Genomic DNA, 15616 nt, shown 5'->3' on the forward strand with positions numbered 1-15616 from the left:
CAGGAATCGTTGTCACGTGACCTTCGACGTGGCAGGGAGCGCCGCACGAGCCATGCACGACCGCTCGGCGGCGTGGCGTTTCATCGAGGGTTTCGCGGCCGCGTGGGCCGAACCGCTGGAGGCGCAGGACGGCTGGAACCGCGCGGACCTCGCCGTCGCCGAGGAACAGCTGCTCGTCCGGCTGCCGGAGGCGGTGAAGGAGGCGCTGTCGTTGTTCGGCAAACGCCCCGACCTGACCAGCAACCAGGACCGCCTGCTGACGCCGTCCGAACTGCGCGTGATCGACGACGTGCTGGTGTTCCGCGACGAGAACCAGTGGGTCGCCGCCTGGGGAGCCGTGCTGGACGGCGACGACCCCGAGGTCCGGATCAAGCTCGACCTCGTGGACAGGACCGAGGAGCGCTGGGACGCGTGGCTGCCCCGGTTCTCGCTGGCGTGCGTCGAGATGGTGCTGTCCGAGTCGCTGTTCCGCGACGGGGCCGAGACAGCGGACAGGGAGACGTCCGAGGCGGACGTCTCCCTGCTCGAAGAACACTTCGCACTGCTGCCGCTGCACAGTCCCGGCACCCGCTGGTTCGTAGCGGACGACCTGGTCGTCCGCGAGGACGACCGCCAGTGGCTGTGGGCCCGCGCCCGCACTCCGCACGCGCTGGACCAGCTGCAGAAGGTCCTGCCCGGCGAGTGGACGACGGAGTACTAGCTGGCCGTGCCCGGCGAGGACGCCTCCGCGTTGCCCGCCACGCCGTAACGCCCGGAGCGGCCCTCCAGCTGCTCGCGCAACGCCATCACGACGACGACCTGGCCCGCCGGGGTGTCGGAGTTGTCCACCGTGGACAGGATCGACGTCGCGGCGGTGTCCGCGCGGACCACGCCGATCGCACCCGTGCCGTTCGCGGAGCCGTTCGCACCGGCCAGCACGACCCCCGCGCCGGCCCGGTCGAGCTGGGTGGCGAAGCGCGCGATGGTCGACGCCCTGTCCGCGGCCGAGTCACCGATCGCGGCACCCCCGGTCAGCACGATCGCGAGCTGCGCGGGCTTCACCCCCGAGGTCGCCTTCACGAACCCCGCGTTGGTCAGCCCGGAGAGCGCGGCCGCCGTCTCGTCGGCCGTGGCCTGCGGCTCGTTGTTGGCCGAGTTGAGCAGCAGCAACGCCCCGAACAGGCCACCGGCGCGGGTGCCGGGGTCCGCGGCCGTGGGCAGCTGCGAGCCGGCGGGCTGCAGCCGTGCCACGAGATCGCGCAGCTGGTCACCGCGCGACGGGTCGGCGAACGCGTCGGTCAGCTGGATCTCGCCGGTGACGGTGGCGCTCGCGGACTTCAGCAGCCCGGTGAGGGCGTCCCGGTCGGACGGACGGGCGTCCGACGTGGTCACGATGACGACCGTGCGTTCGGTGAGCCGGTCCTTGACCGCGAGCGGCCCGACGGACGCGGCGAACTTGTCGGCCTCCGTCAGCTTGGCGTTCAACGCGTTGCGGTCGTTCTGCAGGTCGTTCACCTGCTGTGCCAACGAGTTCCTCTCGTCGCTCAACCCGGAGAGCAGCCTTCCGCTGATCGCGGTCGACCCCAGCACGACACCGACCGCCAGCGCGAGGAACACCGCGGTGATCGAAACTATGTGGTAGCGCAGCGTGATCACGAGAAGAACCCCTTGAACCAGTTGACGACGGATTGCCAGCCGTCGACCACGATGTCGACGTAGACGTGACCGACGCCGGACACCGCGAGGGCCGCCGCCATGGCGACGATCGCGGCGGTCACCAGCAGGACGATCACGCCCAGCGATACCCGGCTGCGGTGCAGGGTCGCGACGGCCTCCCCGTCGACGAGCTTGCTGCCGAGCTTCAGCCGGGTGAGGAACGTGGAGGGGTTCGAACCGGAGTGCCCGCGGTCGAGGAACTCGCGCAGCGTCGCGCGCAGCCCCACCGTGACGACCAGGGACGCCCCGTGTGCTTCGGCGAGCAGCAACGCGAGGTCCTCCGCGTTGCCCGACGCGGGGAACGTCACCGCGCCGATGCCGAGGTCCTGGATCCGCTGCAGACCGGGCGCGTGGCCGTCGGTCTGCGCGGGCACGACCACCTCGGCGGCCGCGCGCAGTGACGCGGTGCCGATGCCGTCGGGGTCGCCGACGATGATGTCCGGCTTGAGCCCGGCGTCGATCAGCGTGTCCGCGCCCGTGTCGACGCCGATCAGCACCGGCCGGTACTCGCGGATGTACTTGCGGAGCTTGCGCAGCTCCTCGGCGTGCGAGGGCCCACCGGCGACGACGAGCACCTGCCTGTCGCGCATCGGCACGTACACCTCGGGCACCCCGACGCCGTCGAGCACCAGCGCGCGTTCGCGGCGGAGAAACTCGATGGTGTTGGCGGAGAACGCCTCCAGCTGTGCCGACATGCCGGCCTTCGCCTCGATCATCGCGTCGGCGATGCTTTCGGCGTTCTGCTCGATCCCCTTGGCGAGCTCGCGTTCCCCGGCGTAGACGACACCTTCGTGCAGCCGGATCTTGACGCCTTCCTTGATCTCGCGCAGCGCGACGGCGCCGACGTTGTCGATCAGGGGAATGCCGGCCTCGATGAGCAGTTCCGGCCCGAGGTTGGGAAACCGCCCGGAAATGGACGGCGACGCGTTCACGACACCGACGACCTCGGCCGAGACGAGCGCCTCCGCGGTACGCCGATCGAGGTCGACGAGGTCCATGACAGCGACGTCACCGGCACTGATGCGCCGAACCAGGTCGCTCGCGCGCCGATCAACCCGCGCGACGCCCGTGACACCGGGAAGTTCGTGGTTGGTGCGGCTCAGCAGCCCGGAAAGCTTCATGAGCCGATAGTGGCTCACGGTGCGCACGCGACAGGTGAGGCACGCCGGGCATTCCTCGCTGGTCAGTCGTCGGGGTGAACTACTACGGCTCCAAACGCGAGAACCACCGCAGTTATGAGCACCCAAATACCGTTGCCGAACCCGGCTTCCAGGGCCGGATCGATGGCGATGTTGCCCTCCTTGTGAAAGCTGATCGCGTTCAGCAAATACACGAACAACATTCCGGTGACCCCTGCCAGCCCGGCAGCCCCGGCAAAAGCGACTTTCCGCCACCGCACGCCTGCCAGCAGCACAGCGGCCATCACCACGATCGGCACGCCGAACAACGGCCCGTGCGCGTCCTCAGTGCCACCGAAGCGAGTGCTCCACCCGGTGGTCACGTACGCAGTCTGCGGCTGCCCGGGAGCAAGCCGGATCAACAACTCCGAGAACGGCAGCAACGTGGCCCAGACAGCAACCCCAGCCGCCGCCACGACCAGCACCAGGCCAACGATCTTCCTCACGCCGCCTCCCGCTGAACGGCAACGGCCCCGACCAGCCCGGCCAACGTGCCCAACACGAGGAACACCAGCCCGAACCCGACGGCGAAGTCCCCTTGCTGCTCCAGCGCATGCCCTCGCTCGGACACGACGAGCGCAGCGATCACCCCGACCGCCCCAACCTGCCCAGCCGCCCCGGCAAGCGCCGCACGCCCCACCCACACCCCGACCACCAGCAACAGCAAGGTGACCACAACAGGCACCCCGTACCAGGGCGAAAGCTCCCCGGCGGGCCAGTCCCCCGGCTTGTTGACGATCTCGGTCCCCCAAGCCCGCACAACGACCTCGACGCCACCCGCATAAGCCGTCGAGTACCACGGCAACACCATCGCCGTAGCCGTCAGCACCACCCCGGCCGCGATCAACGAGACAGCCGTAGCTCTACCGATCACCGAGTCTCCCGCTCCTCGTCCTCGCCAGGCATGGCAATCCCGAACGGAGGCGTGTCGTCATCCCCGTCGAGCTGATGCACGACCACCCCGTCCTCATCACCATCGTCGTCCACCGCAGCCACCACCTCACGCCGCTGCGCGAGCACAGCCCCGGCAAGCCCGGCCACAGCAGCAACCAGCAACAGGTAGAAGCCTTGGTGGTACCGCAACTCGTCCTGGCCGCCCCTGGTCTGCGGCTGGGAGGTGATGAGCTCCTCCAGCCCCCACACCTGCCCCACGTAGAGGAACACGACCCCGAGCAGAGCCCCAGCGGCCCCCATGGCCAACGGCCGTCCGACGAACGCGGTCTCGTCCCTGGCCAGCAACACCACGGCAACCCCCATGGCGACAGCCGTCATCACCACAGGCCACCCGGCGGCGAACAGCGCGGGCTGGTCAACAGCCTTGTCCTGCGGGTTGGACGTGGTGACCCACAAGGTGTGCGTAGAAATCAGATCTGTCCCGAACCCCTTGTAAACGGTGCTGAAGACCGCCTGCAAGGACCCGATCACCGCCAGCAAGGCTCCCAGCACCAGCAGAACCCACGAGACCTTCCGCCGGTCAATCACTCTTGGGCTCCACGATCACCGGATACCCGTAAGGCGGCGTGTCGGTGTCATCCGCGTCGTCCTCAATCGCATGAACCACGACCCCATCATCACCAGCACCGCCCCCAGCCACCCGCCGAGGCAACTCCTGGTGCAACACGGCAGCGACCACAGCCACCCCAGCGGCCACGATCAACAGGGTGACCCCGTCCCCCTGCTCGACCTCGAAGGTCACCCGAGCCTCAAGCTCCCCGAGCCTCTTCACCAGCCCCTGCATCCGAACGACAGCAGACCAGGCCACCCCGGCCAACAGCCCGGCCCCGAGCAACGAGGCCACTCGCAAAGCAGGAACCCGAAACGCCACCACAGCCGCCAACGCCATGACGAGCGCGGCCCCCACAGCAGGCTCCCCGAACTCAAGGGGCTCCAACATCAACGCTTCGCCGAAGTCGTCCCGCTCAACCGCCCACGAGGTGGCGTCGTACCGAAACTCACGACCGTTGAGCACAACCCGGACCGAGTAGGAGGACAAGAACGTAGCCGCCACAGCCAACCAAGCCGCGACGAACACCAGCACCGCCCCAAAGACCCGGCGAGTGGTAACAGATCCGGTCACACCCTCATCATGCCGAAGAAGACCAGGTTCAGTGGGACCCGCGACCAGCGGCAGCAGCCCAGCAGCACGCAAGGCGACCACCTACGAACTCGCAACAGGCAGCCGCCGACACAACAGGGGAACGCACCACAAAACTCGTGCGCCCCTCAGCCCTTCTTCTTCCTCCGCCGAACCACAGGAGCAGAAGACTTGTCAGCCTTGGCCGCAGCCAGCAACTCCTCAGCATGGGCCCGACCGGTATCAGTCGAGTCCATGCCGGCCAACATCCGAGCCAACTCGACAACCCGCTGAGTCTCGTCCAACTTCCGAACAGCAGACCGCGTGAAAGTCCCATCAGCAGACTTGTCGACCACAAGATGCCGATCAGCGAACGCGGCAACCTGAGGCAGGTGGGTCACCACGATCACCTGATGAGACCGAGCCAACCGAGCCAACCGCCGCCCGACCTCGACAGCGGCCCGCCCACCAACCCCGGCATCGACCTCGTCAAAAACAAGGGTCGGCACCGGATCGGAATGAGACAGCACAACCTCAAGCGCCAACATCACCCGCGACAGCTCACCACCGGACGCCCCCTTGTGCACGGGCAGAGCCGGCGCCCCAGGGTGAGAGATCAACCGAAGCTCGACATCGTCGACCCCGGACGCACCGGCATGCAGAACCGACCGCCCAACGGACAACGCCTGAGCATCCCCGGTCTCGGCATGCCGAGGCCGAACAGCCAACTCCACAGAGGCATGCGGCATGGCAAGCCCGTCAAGCTCTTCGGTGACAGCCTTGCCAAGCTCCAAGGCAGCCTCAACCCGAGCAGCCGTAACCCGGCCAGCCAGCCCGCCCAGTTCAACAGCCAGCTCATCCCGCCGAGTGGCCAGCGAGCTCAACGCCTCCTCAGAGGTGTCCAGCCCACCCAACCGAGCCCGAGCGTCAGCCGCCCAAGCGATCACACCGTCGATGTCGGCCGCGTACTTCCGAGTCAACGCCTTCAACTCGGCCTGCCGCTGCAACACCGACTCGAGCCGCCCGGGGTCAGCCTCGAGATGATCCAGGTACCCGGAGATCTCAGCCCCGACGTCGGCCAGCAACGTGGCCGCTTCGACAAGCCGAGGCTCCATCTCCCGCAGCTTCGGATCCTCGGAAGCAGACAACCGCCGAGCAGCCTCGGAGATCAGCCCGAGAGCACCAGGATTGTCCGGATCACCTTCCAGCGACCCCGACACGGCGAACTGCGCACCCTGCGCGGCCTCACGGAGCTGATCGGCATCGGCGAGCCGCCGAGCCTCGTCGTGAAGCTCCACGTCCTCACCGGGCTTCGGATCGACGGCGTCGATCTCCCCCAGCCCGTGCCGCAGCAGATCTGCCTCGCGGGCGAGCTCACGCGACCGTTCGGTGCGTTCCTTCAGTTCAGTGGAGACGCGCAGCCACTCCTCGCGAACGGCCTGATAGGCACGCAAGGGCTCGCTCACGTCGTCGCCGGCGAAGCGGTCCAGCACGGCGCGCTGCTCGGTCGGCCGCATGAGCCGCAGCTGGTCGTTCTGCCCGTGGACGGCGATGAGCTGCTCCGCCAGTTCGGACAGGACGCCGACCGGCACGGAACGACCACCGACGTGGGCCCGCGAACGGCCGTCGGCTCCGACGGTGCGGATGGCGATCAGCGAACCGTCCTCGTCCGCCTCACCGCCGACCTCCTCCGCCACCTTCGCGGCAGGGCTGCCCGCCGGAGCCTGGAAGCGGCCTTCTACCACCGCTTTGTCGGCACCGGTCCGCACCCGCGACGCCTCCGCACGGCCACCGCCGAGCAGGTGCAACCCGGTCACGACCATGGTCTTGCCCGCGCCCGTCTCACCAGTCACTACGGTGAATCCGGGGTCTAGTTCAAGGGTGGCCTCGTCGATCACGCCAAGGCCATTGATGCGCATCTCGGCCAGCACAGGGCGAACCTTACTTGTCGAGTCCGACATTTCCTCGCGGGCACCATAACGAGCGAGTGCCGACGCACCGAGCGGTGCGATCAGCCTGCCGATGGTCCCCGCCATCCCTTGACCGGCAGGTCGAACTTCTCGACCAGCCGATCCGTGAACGGTGCCTGGCGCAGCCGCACGACCTTGAGCGGCACCGCGCCCTCCACGATCTCGATCCTGGCGCCCGCGGGCAGCTCGAACGTGCGCCGCCCGTCCGCGGACAGCGCCGCCGGATGCCCGGTCGCCTCGATCTCGAACGCCACGTGCGACTTCGGCGACACGACCAATGGCCGCGCGAACAGCGCGTGCGCGTTGCTCGGCACCACCAGGATCGCCTGCACGTCCGGCCACACGACGGGGCCGCCGGCCGAGAACGCGTACGCGGTCGAACCCGTCGGCGTCGCGCACAGCACGCCGTCGCAGCCGAACGCCGACACCGGCCGTCCGTCGACCTCGACGACGACCTCGAGGATGCGTTCGCGGATCAGCTTCTCGACGCTGACCTCGTTGAGCGCCCAGGTCCGCACGACGATCTCGTCGTTGACCTTCGCGATGATGTCGAGCGTCATGCGCTCTTCCACGAAGTAGTCGCGTTCCAGCACGTGCCCGACGGCCTCGTGCAACGCGTCCGAGTCGGCCTCCGCGAGGAACCCGACCCTGCCCAGGTTGACGCCCAGCACCGGCACCCGCGCCGGGCGGGCGAGCTCGGCGCCGCGCAGCAGCGTGCCGTCACCGCCCAGGACGAGCACCAGCTCGGTGCCCTCGGCCGCGTGGTCGTCGGCGGGCACGACCTTGGTGCAGCACGACGGGCCGAGGTCACGCGCCTCGTCGTCGAGCACCCTCGTCGTGACGCCTCCGACCGCGAGACGGCCGGCGACCTGACGGGCGAGATCGATGTTGCTCTGGTGGCCCGTGTGGACGACCAGCAGGACTTCCCTCATTGGGGCCCTTCTTCGACGGCGGTGCGCACCATCTCCGCGGCGTTCTGTTCCAGGGGAACGGATCCCGCCTTGCGAAGCCAGAGGAAGAACTCGACGTTCCCGGACGGACCGGGCAACGGGCTCGCGACGACCCCGTGCACGGCCAGACCGAGTTCTGCGGCCGCCTTGGTCACGGCGAGCACGGCCTCGGCACGAAGCTCGGGGTCGCGCACGACACCACCGGAGCCGAGGCGTTCTTTGCCCACCTCGAACTGCGGCTTGACCATGGGCAGCAGGTCGCCCTCCTCGTCGAGGCACGCGGCCAGTGCGGGAAGCACAAGCCTCAACGAGATAAACGAAAGATCGGCCACCACGAGTTCAACTTTGCCGCCGATGTCCTCGGGCGTGAGGGTGCGGACGTTGGTCTTGTCCTTCACCACGACCCGGTCGTCGGTCTGCAGCTTCCAGTCGAGCAGACCCCTGCCGACGTCGGCCGCGACGACCTGCCGTGCGCCTTTGCGCAGCAGCACGTCGGTGAAACCGCCAGTGGACGCGCCGGCATCGAGGCAACGCCTGCCGGTCGGGTCGATCTTGAAGCCGTCGAGCGCGCCGATGAGCTTGTGCGCGCCCCGGGACGCCCAGTTCGGGTCGTTGTCGATGTCCTTGACGACGACCGCGTCGGAGGTCTCCACGGCGGTCGCCGGTTTGGTCGCGACCGTGCCGCGGACCTTCACGCGACCGTCCGCGACGAGTTGGCTGGCGTGCTCACGAGACCTGGCGAGTCCCCTGCGCACGAGTTCGGCGTCGAGCCGCACCCTGCGAGGCACTGTGCATCACACCTTGTCGATGCTCGACAGTGCGTCGGTGAGCGTCGCGTGCACGGCGTCGAACCGGGCCACGTGCTCGTCGAGGGGGACGTTCTCGAGCCCGTCGAGCCTCTCCAGCGCGCCTTCGATGGCGTCAGCCGGGTTGGGCGGCGGTCCGGGCAGGGGGTAGCTCACGGTCTTACGGTAGCCGATGCAGTACCGACAGGTCCGCGCCGACATACGTGGGCCTGAGCTCTTCCGGAAGCGCTTGCGCCTCCTGCTCCGTCGATACACCCGTGAGCACGAGCAGCGAGTCCATTCCGGCGTTGACCGCGCCCAGAACGTCCGTGTCGAGCCTGTCGCCGATCACCAGTGGACGGTGCGCGCCGAGATCTTTCGCCGCCTGCTGCAGCAGCGGGGTGGCGGGCTTGCCGGCGACGAGCGGCTCCTGGTCCGTCGCGGTCTTGAGCGCCGCGACGAGGCTGCCGTTGCCGGGCAGCAGGCCGCGTTCGGTGGGCAGGGTGGCATCGACGTTGCACGCCACCCACAGCGCGCCGTTGCGGATGGCCACCGCGGCCTCGGCCAGCTCGCGCCAGCCGAGGTCCATGGACAGCCCCTGCAGGACCGCCACCGCGCCTTCTGCGGTGTCGGTCGGGATGAGTCCGCGCTTGAGCACCTCGGCCTCGAGGGCCTTGGTGCCGAGCACGAGCACAGTGGATCGCTTGGGCAGGCGTTCGGCCAGCATGGCCGCGCCCGCCTGCGAGGAGGTGCTCACCTCGTCGACGGTCGTCTCGAACCCGATCTCGACGAGGTGATCGGCCACCATCTGCGGTGAGCGGGAGGCGTTGTTGGTGACGTACCGGATCCCGACGCCCTTGCTCCTGGCCGCGGCAATCGCCTCCGCGGCGCCGGGCACGGCCTCGGACCCCCGGTAGACGGTGCCGTCGAGATCGATCAGCAACGCGTCGTACCTGTCGACCAACGTCTCGCTCACTGCTCCGGGGTCTCCTCCTGGGTCAGCTCGAACGCGCGCTCGGCGGCGTCCGTCTCCCCTTCGTCGTCAGCCTCGGCGGCGTTGAGGAACCACTTGACGGCTTCCTCGATGCGACCGGCCGCGGCCAGGTTGTCCGCGTAAGCGTAGAAGAGCCGCGCGGAGTAGGGATTGCGCTGCCCCGGATCGAGGTCAGGACCCTGCAGTGCGATCACGGCAGCGTCGAGCTGACCCATGTCGCGACGAGCGCCGGCCGCGACGATGCGCAGCTCGATCTCGTCCTCCTGGCTGAGGTCCTTGGCCGCAGGGTCCTTGGCGAGGTCGATCGCCCGCTCCGGACGGCCCAGTGCCCGCTCGCAGTCCGCCATGATCGCCAGGTGGCCCGGACCGGGCATCATCCGGCGGGCGGCCCGCAGCTCGCTGAGCGCCTCTGCCCACTCGTCCGCGAAGTACGCGGTCAGACCGGCCGCCTCGCGCACGACACCGACACGGGCAGCCTTGCTCCGCGCGTACCGTGCGTGCTCCAGAGCCAGCTCGGGGTCCTCGTCGATCAGCAGCCCGGCCGCGGCCAGGTGCTTGCCGATGATCTCCGCGAGGCCCTTGGGCAGGCTGCGGAGCTCGAGCTTGATCTCCGGGTCGAGCATCGACAGGTCGGCCTCGTCCGGCAGCGGGGGACGTCCGCCACGCGGCGCGGGCGCCTCGTCACGATCGCCGTCCGCCTCGTCGGCGACCTTGTCGCCCTCGGCCTGGGGCTCGTCGCCGGCCTCGACCTCGGTGTCGGCCTTCGTCTCGGTCTCGGTCTCGGTAGCCTCGTCCGCGTCGTCTGCGGCGACGACCTCGGAGTCGGCGGCCGGCTCACGACCTGCCGCGGCACGGGTGGCCGCGGCGCCGTCGCCCAGGCGGTAGCCGGAACGCTCGGCGGCCGGGGTCACCTCAGCGGAGCCCGCGACATCGCTGCCGGTCTCGGCCGTGGTGTCCTGGTCGGCCTGACGCTCCTGGAACCGCGCCGCACGCTCACGGCTGCGCTCGTCACGACGATCGTCGCGCGGCGGGGCGGAACGCTCGTCGTTGCGCGGGGCGCCGGAATCGCTCTTCCGGTAGCCGCCGCGGTCCTTCGAGTCGTCCTTGCGGTACCCACCACGGTCACTCGAACCCTTGTAACCGCCACGGTCACCGGAATCGCTCTTGCGGTAGCCGGGACGGTCGCTGGAGCCACGGGAGGCGCCACGGTCGCTCGACTCGCTCTTGCGGTAACCACCGCGATCGCCGGCGTCGTCCTTGCGGTAGCCGGGACGGTCGCCCGAACGGGAGCCGCCACGGTCGCTGGAACCCTTGTAGCCACCACGATCGCCGGAGTCGCTCTTGCGGAACCCGCCACGATCGCCCGAGCCGGAACGCTCACCGGAGCGGAAGCCGCCACGGTCACCGGACTCGTCACGGCGGAAGCCGGGACGGTCACCAGAGTCGCTCTTGCGGTATCCGCCGCGGTCACTGGAGCCCTGGCCGCGGTAGCCGCCACGGTCGCCTGAATCGTCCTTGCGGAAACCAGGACGGTCGCCGGAGCGCTCGCCCCGGTAGCCGCCGCGGTCACCGGAGTCGTCCTTGCGGTAGCCGCCGCGGTCGCTCGAACCCTGGCCGCGGTAACCACCGCGATCGCCCGAGTCCGTCTTGCGGTAGCTGGGACGGTCCCCGGAATCGCTCTTGCGGAAGCCGGGACGGTCGCTCGACTCGCTCTTGCGGTACCCGCCGCGATCGCCGGAGTCGTCACGGCGGAAGCCGGGACGGTCACCAGAGTCGCTCTTGCGGTAACCACCGCGGTCACTGGAGCCCTTGTAGCCACCACGGTCGCTCGAACCCGAGCGCTCACCGCCGCGGTAACCACCACGGTCACTCGACTCACTCTTGCGATAGCCGCCACGGTCACCGGAGTCGTCCCTGCGGAAGCTGGGACGGTCACCGGAATCGCTCTTGCGGTAGCCGCCGCGATCGCTCGAACCCTGACCGCGGTAACCACCACGATCGCCCGAGTCGTCCTTGCGGTAGCCGGGACGGTCGCTGGAGCTCTGACCGCCGCGGTAACCACCACGGTCGCTCGACTCGCTCTTGCGGTAACCACCGCGGTCACTGGAGCCCTGGCCCCGGTAGCCGCCACGGTCGCCTGAATCGTCCTTGCGGAAACCGGGACGGTCGCTGCGGAAACCGCTGCGCTCACCGGAACCCTGACCGCGGTAACCACCCCGATCGCTCGAGTCGGTCTTGCGGTAGCCACCACGTTCACTGGAACTGCCGCGGTCGCTCGAACGGTCACCGCGGTAACCACCGCGGTCGCCGGAGTCGTCCTTGCGGTAGCTGCTGCGCTCGCTGGAACCCTGGCCGCGGTATCCGCCGCGGTCACTGGAGCCGGCGCGGTTGTCTCGACGGTCGCCGCTCTTGGAGCGGTCGCCGGAGCCTTCACCGCGCGGAGGCTTGTTGCTGTTGCTGCTGCTGAACTTGCGATCGCCTGCTGGACGGCCACCGTCGGACTGGCGCGGTCGGTCTCCCTGGCCACGCTGACGGTCGCCGGGACGATCCCCGAACCTGGACACCAAATCCTCCTACTATGGACACGCTGAAAGGGGCCTGTGAGCGAAGCACTGTAATTGTGCCCCGCGATCACAAGCCCCTTCAGGGAAGTAAAGTTCGGCGGCGACCTACTCTCCCACACCGTAACCAGTGCAGTACCATCGGCGCAGAAGGGCTTAACTACCGGGTTCGGAATGGGACCGGGTGTTTCCCCAACGCTATGACCACCGAAACACTATGGAGATATCAACCAGAAACCCCGAACCAACAGGATGTGACCCTGCCGGGGGTTTCGATCGGTTCTGGTTGTTCTTCCAGAACCGCACAGTGGATGCGTAGCGTCTTTGTAACAAGTCCTCGGCCTATTAGTACCAGTCAGCTCCAACCGTTACCGGTCTTCCACCTCTGGCCTATCAACCCAGTGGTCTAGCTGGGGGCCTTAACTCACGAAGAGTGGGATACCTCATCTTGGAACGAGCTTCCCGCTTAGATGCCTTCAGCGGTTATCCCTTCCGAACGTAGCCAACCAGCAATGCTCTTGGCAGAACAACTGGCACACCAGCGGTCCGTCCGTCCCGGTCCTCTCGTACTAGGGACAGCCTTCCTCAAGTATCCTACGCGCGCGGCGGATAGGGACCGAACTGTCTCACGACGTTCTAAACCCAGCTCGCGTACCGCTTTAATGGGCGAACAGCCCAACCCTTGGGACCTACTCCAGCCCCAGGATGCGACGAGCCGACATCGAGGTGCCAAACCATCCCGTCGATATGGACTCTTGGGGAAGATCAGCCTGTTATCCCCGGGGTACCTTTTATCCGTTGAGCGACCACGCTTCCACAAGCCATGGCCGGATCACTAGTTCCGACTTTCGTCCCTGCTCGACCCGTCAGTCTCACAGTCAAGCTCCCTTGTGCACTTGCACTCAACACCTGATTGCCAACCAGGCTGAGGGAACCTTTGAGCGCCTCCGTTACTCTTTGGGAGGCAACCGCCCCAGTTAAACTACCCACCAGGCACTGTCCCTGATCCGGATCACGGACCGAGGTTAGACATCCAATACGACCAGAGTGGTATTTCAACGATGACTCCACAACCACTGGCGTGGCCGCTTCACAGTCTCCCACCTATCCTACACAAGCCGAATCGAACACCAATACCAAGCTATAGTAAAGGTCCCGGGGTCTTTCCGTCCTGCCGCGCGTAACGAGCATCTTTACTCGTAATGCAATTTCGCCGGGCCTGCGGTTGAGACAGTCGAGAAGTCGTTACGCCATTCGTGCAGGTCGGAACTTACCCGACAAGGAATTTCGCTACCTTAGGATGGTTATAGTTACCACCGCCGTTTACTGGCGCTTAAGTTCTCAGCTTCGCCCTTGCGGACTAACCGGTCCCCTTAACGTTCCAGCACCGGGCAGGCGTCAGTCCATATACATCGTCTTGCGACTTCGCATGGACCTGTGTTTTTAGTAAACAGTCGCTTCTCGCTGGTCTCTGCGGCCGTCTCGCCCTAGCCTGCAAGAGGCTTCAAGCGCTACGGCCCCCCTTCTCCCGAAGTTACGGGGGCATTTTGCCGAGTTCCTTAACCACAGTTCGCCCGATCGCCTTGGTATTCTCTACCTGACCACCTGTGTCGGTTTGGGGTACGGGCCGCGTGAAAGCTCGCTAGAGGCTTTTCTCGGCAGCATGGGATCACTCTACTTCGCCTCAATCGGCTACGCATCACGTCTCAGGATATGTGAGGCACGGATTTGCCTATGCCTCTCCCTACACGCTTGCACCAGTACTACCACTCACTGGCGGAGCTACCCTCCTGCGTCACCCCATCGCTTGACTACTACAAGTTCAGGTCCCGCGCTCCACAATCCATCTAGCCCCGAAGGGTTTCGACAGGTGCTTTGGGCGGTTAGTATCACAAGGTTCATCATGGGCGCGTTCACACGGGTACGGGAATATCAACCCGTTGTCCATCGACTACGCCTGTCGGCCTCGCCTTAGGTCCCGACTTACCCTGGGCGGATTAGCCTGGCCCAGGAACCCTTGGTCATCCGGCGGACGAGTTTCTCACTCGTCTTTCGCTACTCATGCCTGCATTCTCACTCGCATAGCGTCCACGGCTGGATTACTCCGCCGCTTCAACCGCTACACGACGCTCCCCTACCCATCCCGAGTAAACTCGAAATGACACAGCTTCGGTGGTGTGCTTAAGCCCCGCTACATTGTCGGCGCAGGACCACTTGACCAGTGAGCTATTACGCACTCTTTAAAGGGTGGCTGCTTCTAAGCCAACCTCCTGGCTGTCTGTGCGACCCCACATCCTTTCCCACTTAGCACACACTTAGGGACCTTAGCTGGCGTTCTGGGCTGTTTCCCTCTCGACTACGAAGCTTATCCCCCGCAGTCTCACTGCCGCGCTCTCACACCTCGGTATTCGGAGTTTGGTTGATTTCGGTAAGCTTGTGGGCCCCCTAGACCATCCAGTGCTCTACCCCCGAGGTGAAACACACGACGCTGCACCTAAATGCATTTCGGGGAGAACCAGCTATCACGGTGTTTGATTGGCCTTTCACCCCTAACCACAGCTCATCCCCCAGGTTTTCAACCCTGGTGGGTTCGGGCCTCCACGCGGTCTTACCCGCGCTTCACCCTGGCCATGGCTAGATCACACCGCTTCGGGTCTAGACCACGCGACTCAAGCGCCCTATTCAGACTCGCTTTCGCTACGGCTACCCCACACGGGTTAACCTCGCCACGTAGCACTAACTCGCAGGCTCATTCTTCAAAAGGCACGCCGTCACCCCTAAAGGCTCCGACGGATTGTAGGCACACGGTTTCAGGTACTATTTCACTCCCCTCCCGGGGTACTTTTCATCTTTCCCTCACGGTACTAGTCCGCTATCGGTCACCAGGGAGTATTTAGGCTTAGCGGGTGGTCCCGCCAGATTCACAGCGAATTTCACGAGTACGCTGCTACTTGGGAACACTCTAAACAGACGCTACGTTTTCGAGTACGGGAGTTTCACCCTCTACGCTCGTGCTTTCCAGACACGTTCCTCTAACGATGCGTTTTCTGACTGTTCGCTAGCTCGGCAGAACTAGCCAAGAGGTCCCACGACCCCGCGAATGCAACCCCTGCCGGGTATCACACAGACGCGGTTTAGCCTCTTCCGCTTTCGCTCGCCACTACTCACGGAATCACGGTTGTTTTCTCTTCCTGCGGGTACTGAGATGTTTCACTTCCCCGCGTTCCCTCCACATACCCTATGTGTTCAGGTATGGGTGAACCCACATGACTGGGTCCGGGTTTCCCCATTCGGAAATTCTAGGATCTCAGCTCGGTTGACAGCTCCCCTAGACTTTTCGCAGTCTCCTACGTCCTTCATCGGCTCCTGGTGCCAAGACATCCACCGTATGCCCTTACTAACTTGCTAC

13 protein-coding genes and 2 rRNA genes are annotated in these 15616 nt (G+C 66.3%); 1 reads left to right on the forward strand and 14 read right to left on the reverse strand.

The features are described 5' to 3' along the window. Window positions 1–16 precede the first annotated feature (16 nt). Complete coding sequence (locus ACSHWB_RS02775; protein WP_439660517.1) at window positions 17–700, forward strand: hypothetical protein; 684 nt, start codon at window positions 17–19, stop codon at window positions 698–700. Here the strand turns inward: ACSHWB_RS02775 and ACSHWB_RS02780 are convergent. The 14 genes from ACSHWB_RS02780 to ACSHWB_RS02845 all read right to left on the reverse strand — a co-directional run bounded on the left by ACSHWB_RS02780 (window position 697) and on the right by ACSHWB_RS02845 (window position 15615). Then, window positions 697–1635, reverse strand: coding sequence for a copper transporter (locus tag ACSHWB_RS02780; protein ID WP_439660518.1), 939 nt, complete (start codon window positions 1633–1635; stop codon window positions 697–699). The two genes, ACSHWB_RS02775 and ACSHWB_RS02780, sit on opposite strands and share 4 nt — an antisense overlap. After that, on the reverse strand, window positions 1632–2816 hold the full coding sequence (gene steA / locus ACSHWB_RS02785) for a putative cytokinetic ring protein SteA (RefSeq protein WP_439660519.1): 1185 nt from the start codon (window positions 2814–2816) through the stop codon (window positions 1632–1634). The genes ACSHWB_RS02780 and steA overlap by 4 nt, the downstream gene beginning before the upstream one ends. A gap of 62 nt (window positions 2817–2878) precedes the next feature. Next, entirely contained in the window at window positions 2879–3319 is a 441-nt protein-coding gene (locus tag ACSHWB_RS02790) for a hypothetical protein (RefSeq protein ID WP_439660520.1), read from the reverse strand. Then, entirely contained in the window at window positions 3316–3747 is a 432-nt protein-coding gene (locus ACSHWB_RS02795; RefSeq protein ID WP_439660521.1) for a hypothetical protein, read from the reverse strand. Before ACSHWB_RS02795 ends, ACSHWB_RS02790 begins: the two co-directional genes overlap by 4 nt. Then, window positions 3744–4355, reverse strand: coding sequence for a hypothetical protein (locus ACSHWB_RS02800; protein WP_439660522.1), 612 nt, complete (start codon window positions 4353–4355; stop codon window positions 3744–3746). Before ACSHWB_RS02800 ends, ACSHWB_RS02795 begins: the two co-directional genes overlap by 4 nt. Continuing rightward, window positions 4348–4950: a hypothetical protein gene (locus tag ACSHWB_RS02805; RefSeq protein ID WP_439660523.1), complete on the reverse strand. Its 603-nt coding sequence runs from the start codon at window positions 4948–4950 to the stop codon at window positions 4348–4350. The genes ACSHWB_RS02800 and ACSHWB_RS02805 overlap by 8 nt, the downstream gene beginning before the upstream one ends. Window positions 4951–5096: 146 nt before the next feature. Beyond that, window positions 5097–6878, reverse strand: a complete 1782-nt coding sequence (gene recN, locus ACSHWB_RS02810) for a DNA repair protein RecN (RefSeq protein WP_439660524.1) — start codon at window positions 6876–6878, stop codon at window positions 5097–5099. 80 nt (window positions 6879–6958) lie between these two features. Then, a complete protein-coding gene (locus ACSHWB_RS02815; RefSeq protein ID WP_439660525.1) occupies window positions 6959–7849 on the reverse strand; it encodes an NAD kinase in 891 nt (296 codons plus the stop codon). Then, complete coding sequence (locus tag ACSHWB_RS02820; RefSeq protein WP_439660526.1) at window positions 7846–8655, reverse strand: TlyA family RNA methyltransferase; 810 nt, start codon at window positions 8653–8655, stop codon at window positions 7846–7848. The genes ACSHWB_RS02815 and ACSHWB_RS02820 overlap by 4 nt, the downstream gene beginning before the upstream one ends. Before the next feature lie 6 nt (window positions 8656–8661). Then, entirely contained in the window at window positions 8662–8829 is a 168-nt protein-coding gene (locus ACSHWB_RS02825; RefSeq protein ID WP_189159503.1) for a hypothetical protein, read from the reverse strand. 4 nt (window positions 8830–8833) lie between these two features. Next, window positions 8834–9628 carry an HAD-IIA family hydrolase gene (locus ACSHWB_RS02830; RefSeq protein WP_439660527.1) on the reverse strand — a complete coding sequence of 265 codons (795 nt, stop codon included), beginning with the start codon at window positions 9626–9628 and terminating at the stop codon, window positions 8834–8836. Further along, complete coding sequence (locus ACSHWB_RS02835; protein ID WP_439660528.1) at window positions 9625–12210, reverse strand: hypothetical protein; 2586 nt, start codon at window positions 12208–12210, stop codon at window positions 9625–9627. The genes ACSHWB_RS02830 and ACSHWB_RS02835 overlap by 4 nt, the downstream gene beginning before the upstream one ends. Window positions 12211–12302: 92 nt before the next feature. Further along, window positions 12303–12419 (reverse strand): 5S ribosomal RNA (gene rrf / locus ACSHWB_RS02840). 113 nt (window positions 12420–12532) lie between these two features. Further along, a 23S ribosomal RNA gene (locus ACSHWB_RS02845) occupies window positions 12533–15615 on the reverse strand. Window position 15616 lies beyond the last annotated feature (1 nt).

This window comes from Lentzea sp. HUAS TT2, assembly GCF_051853195.1.
Lineage (GTDB): Bacteria > Actinomycetota > Actinomycetes > Mycobacteriales > Pseudonocardiaceae > Lentzea.

Bases quoted from the DNA above. Each gene is read 5' to 3' on its own strand.
- ACSHWB_RS02815 (WP_439660525.1), bottom strand. From the start codon at position 7,849: ATGAGGGAAGTCCTGCTGGTCGTCCACACGGGCCACCAGAGCAACATC.
- steA (WP_439660519.1), bottom strand. From the start codon at position 2,816: ATGAAGCTTTCCGGGCTGCTGAGCCGCACCAACCACGAACTTCCCGGT.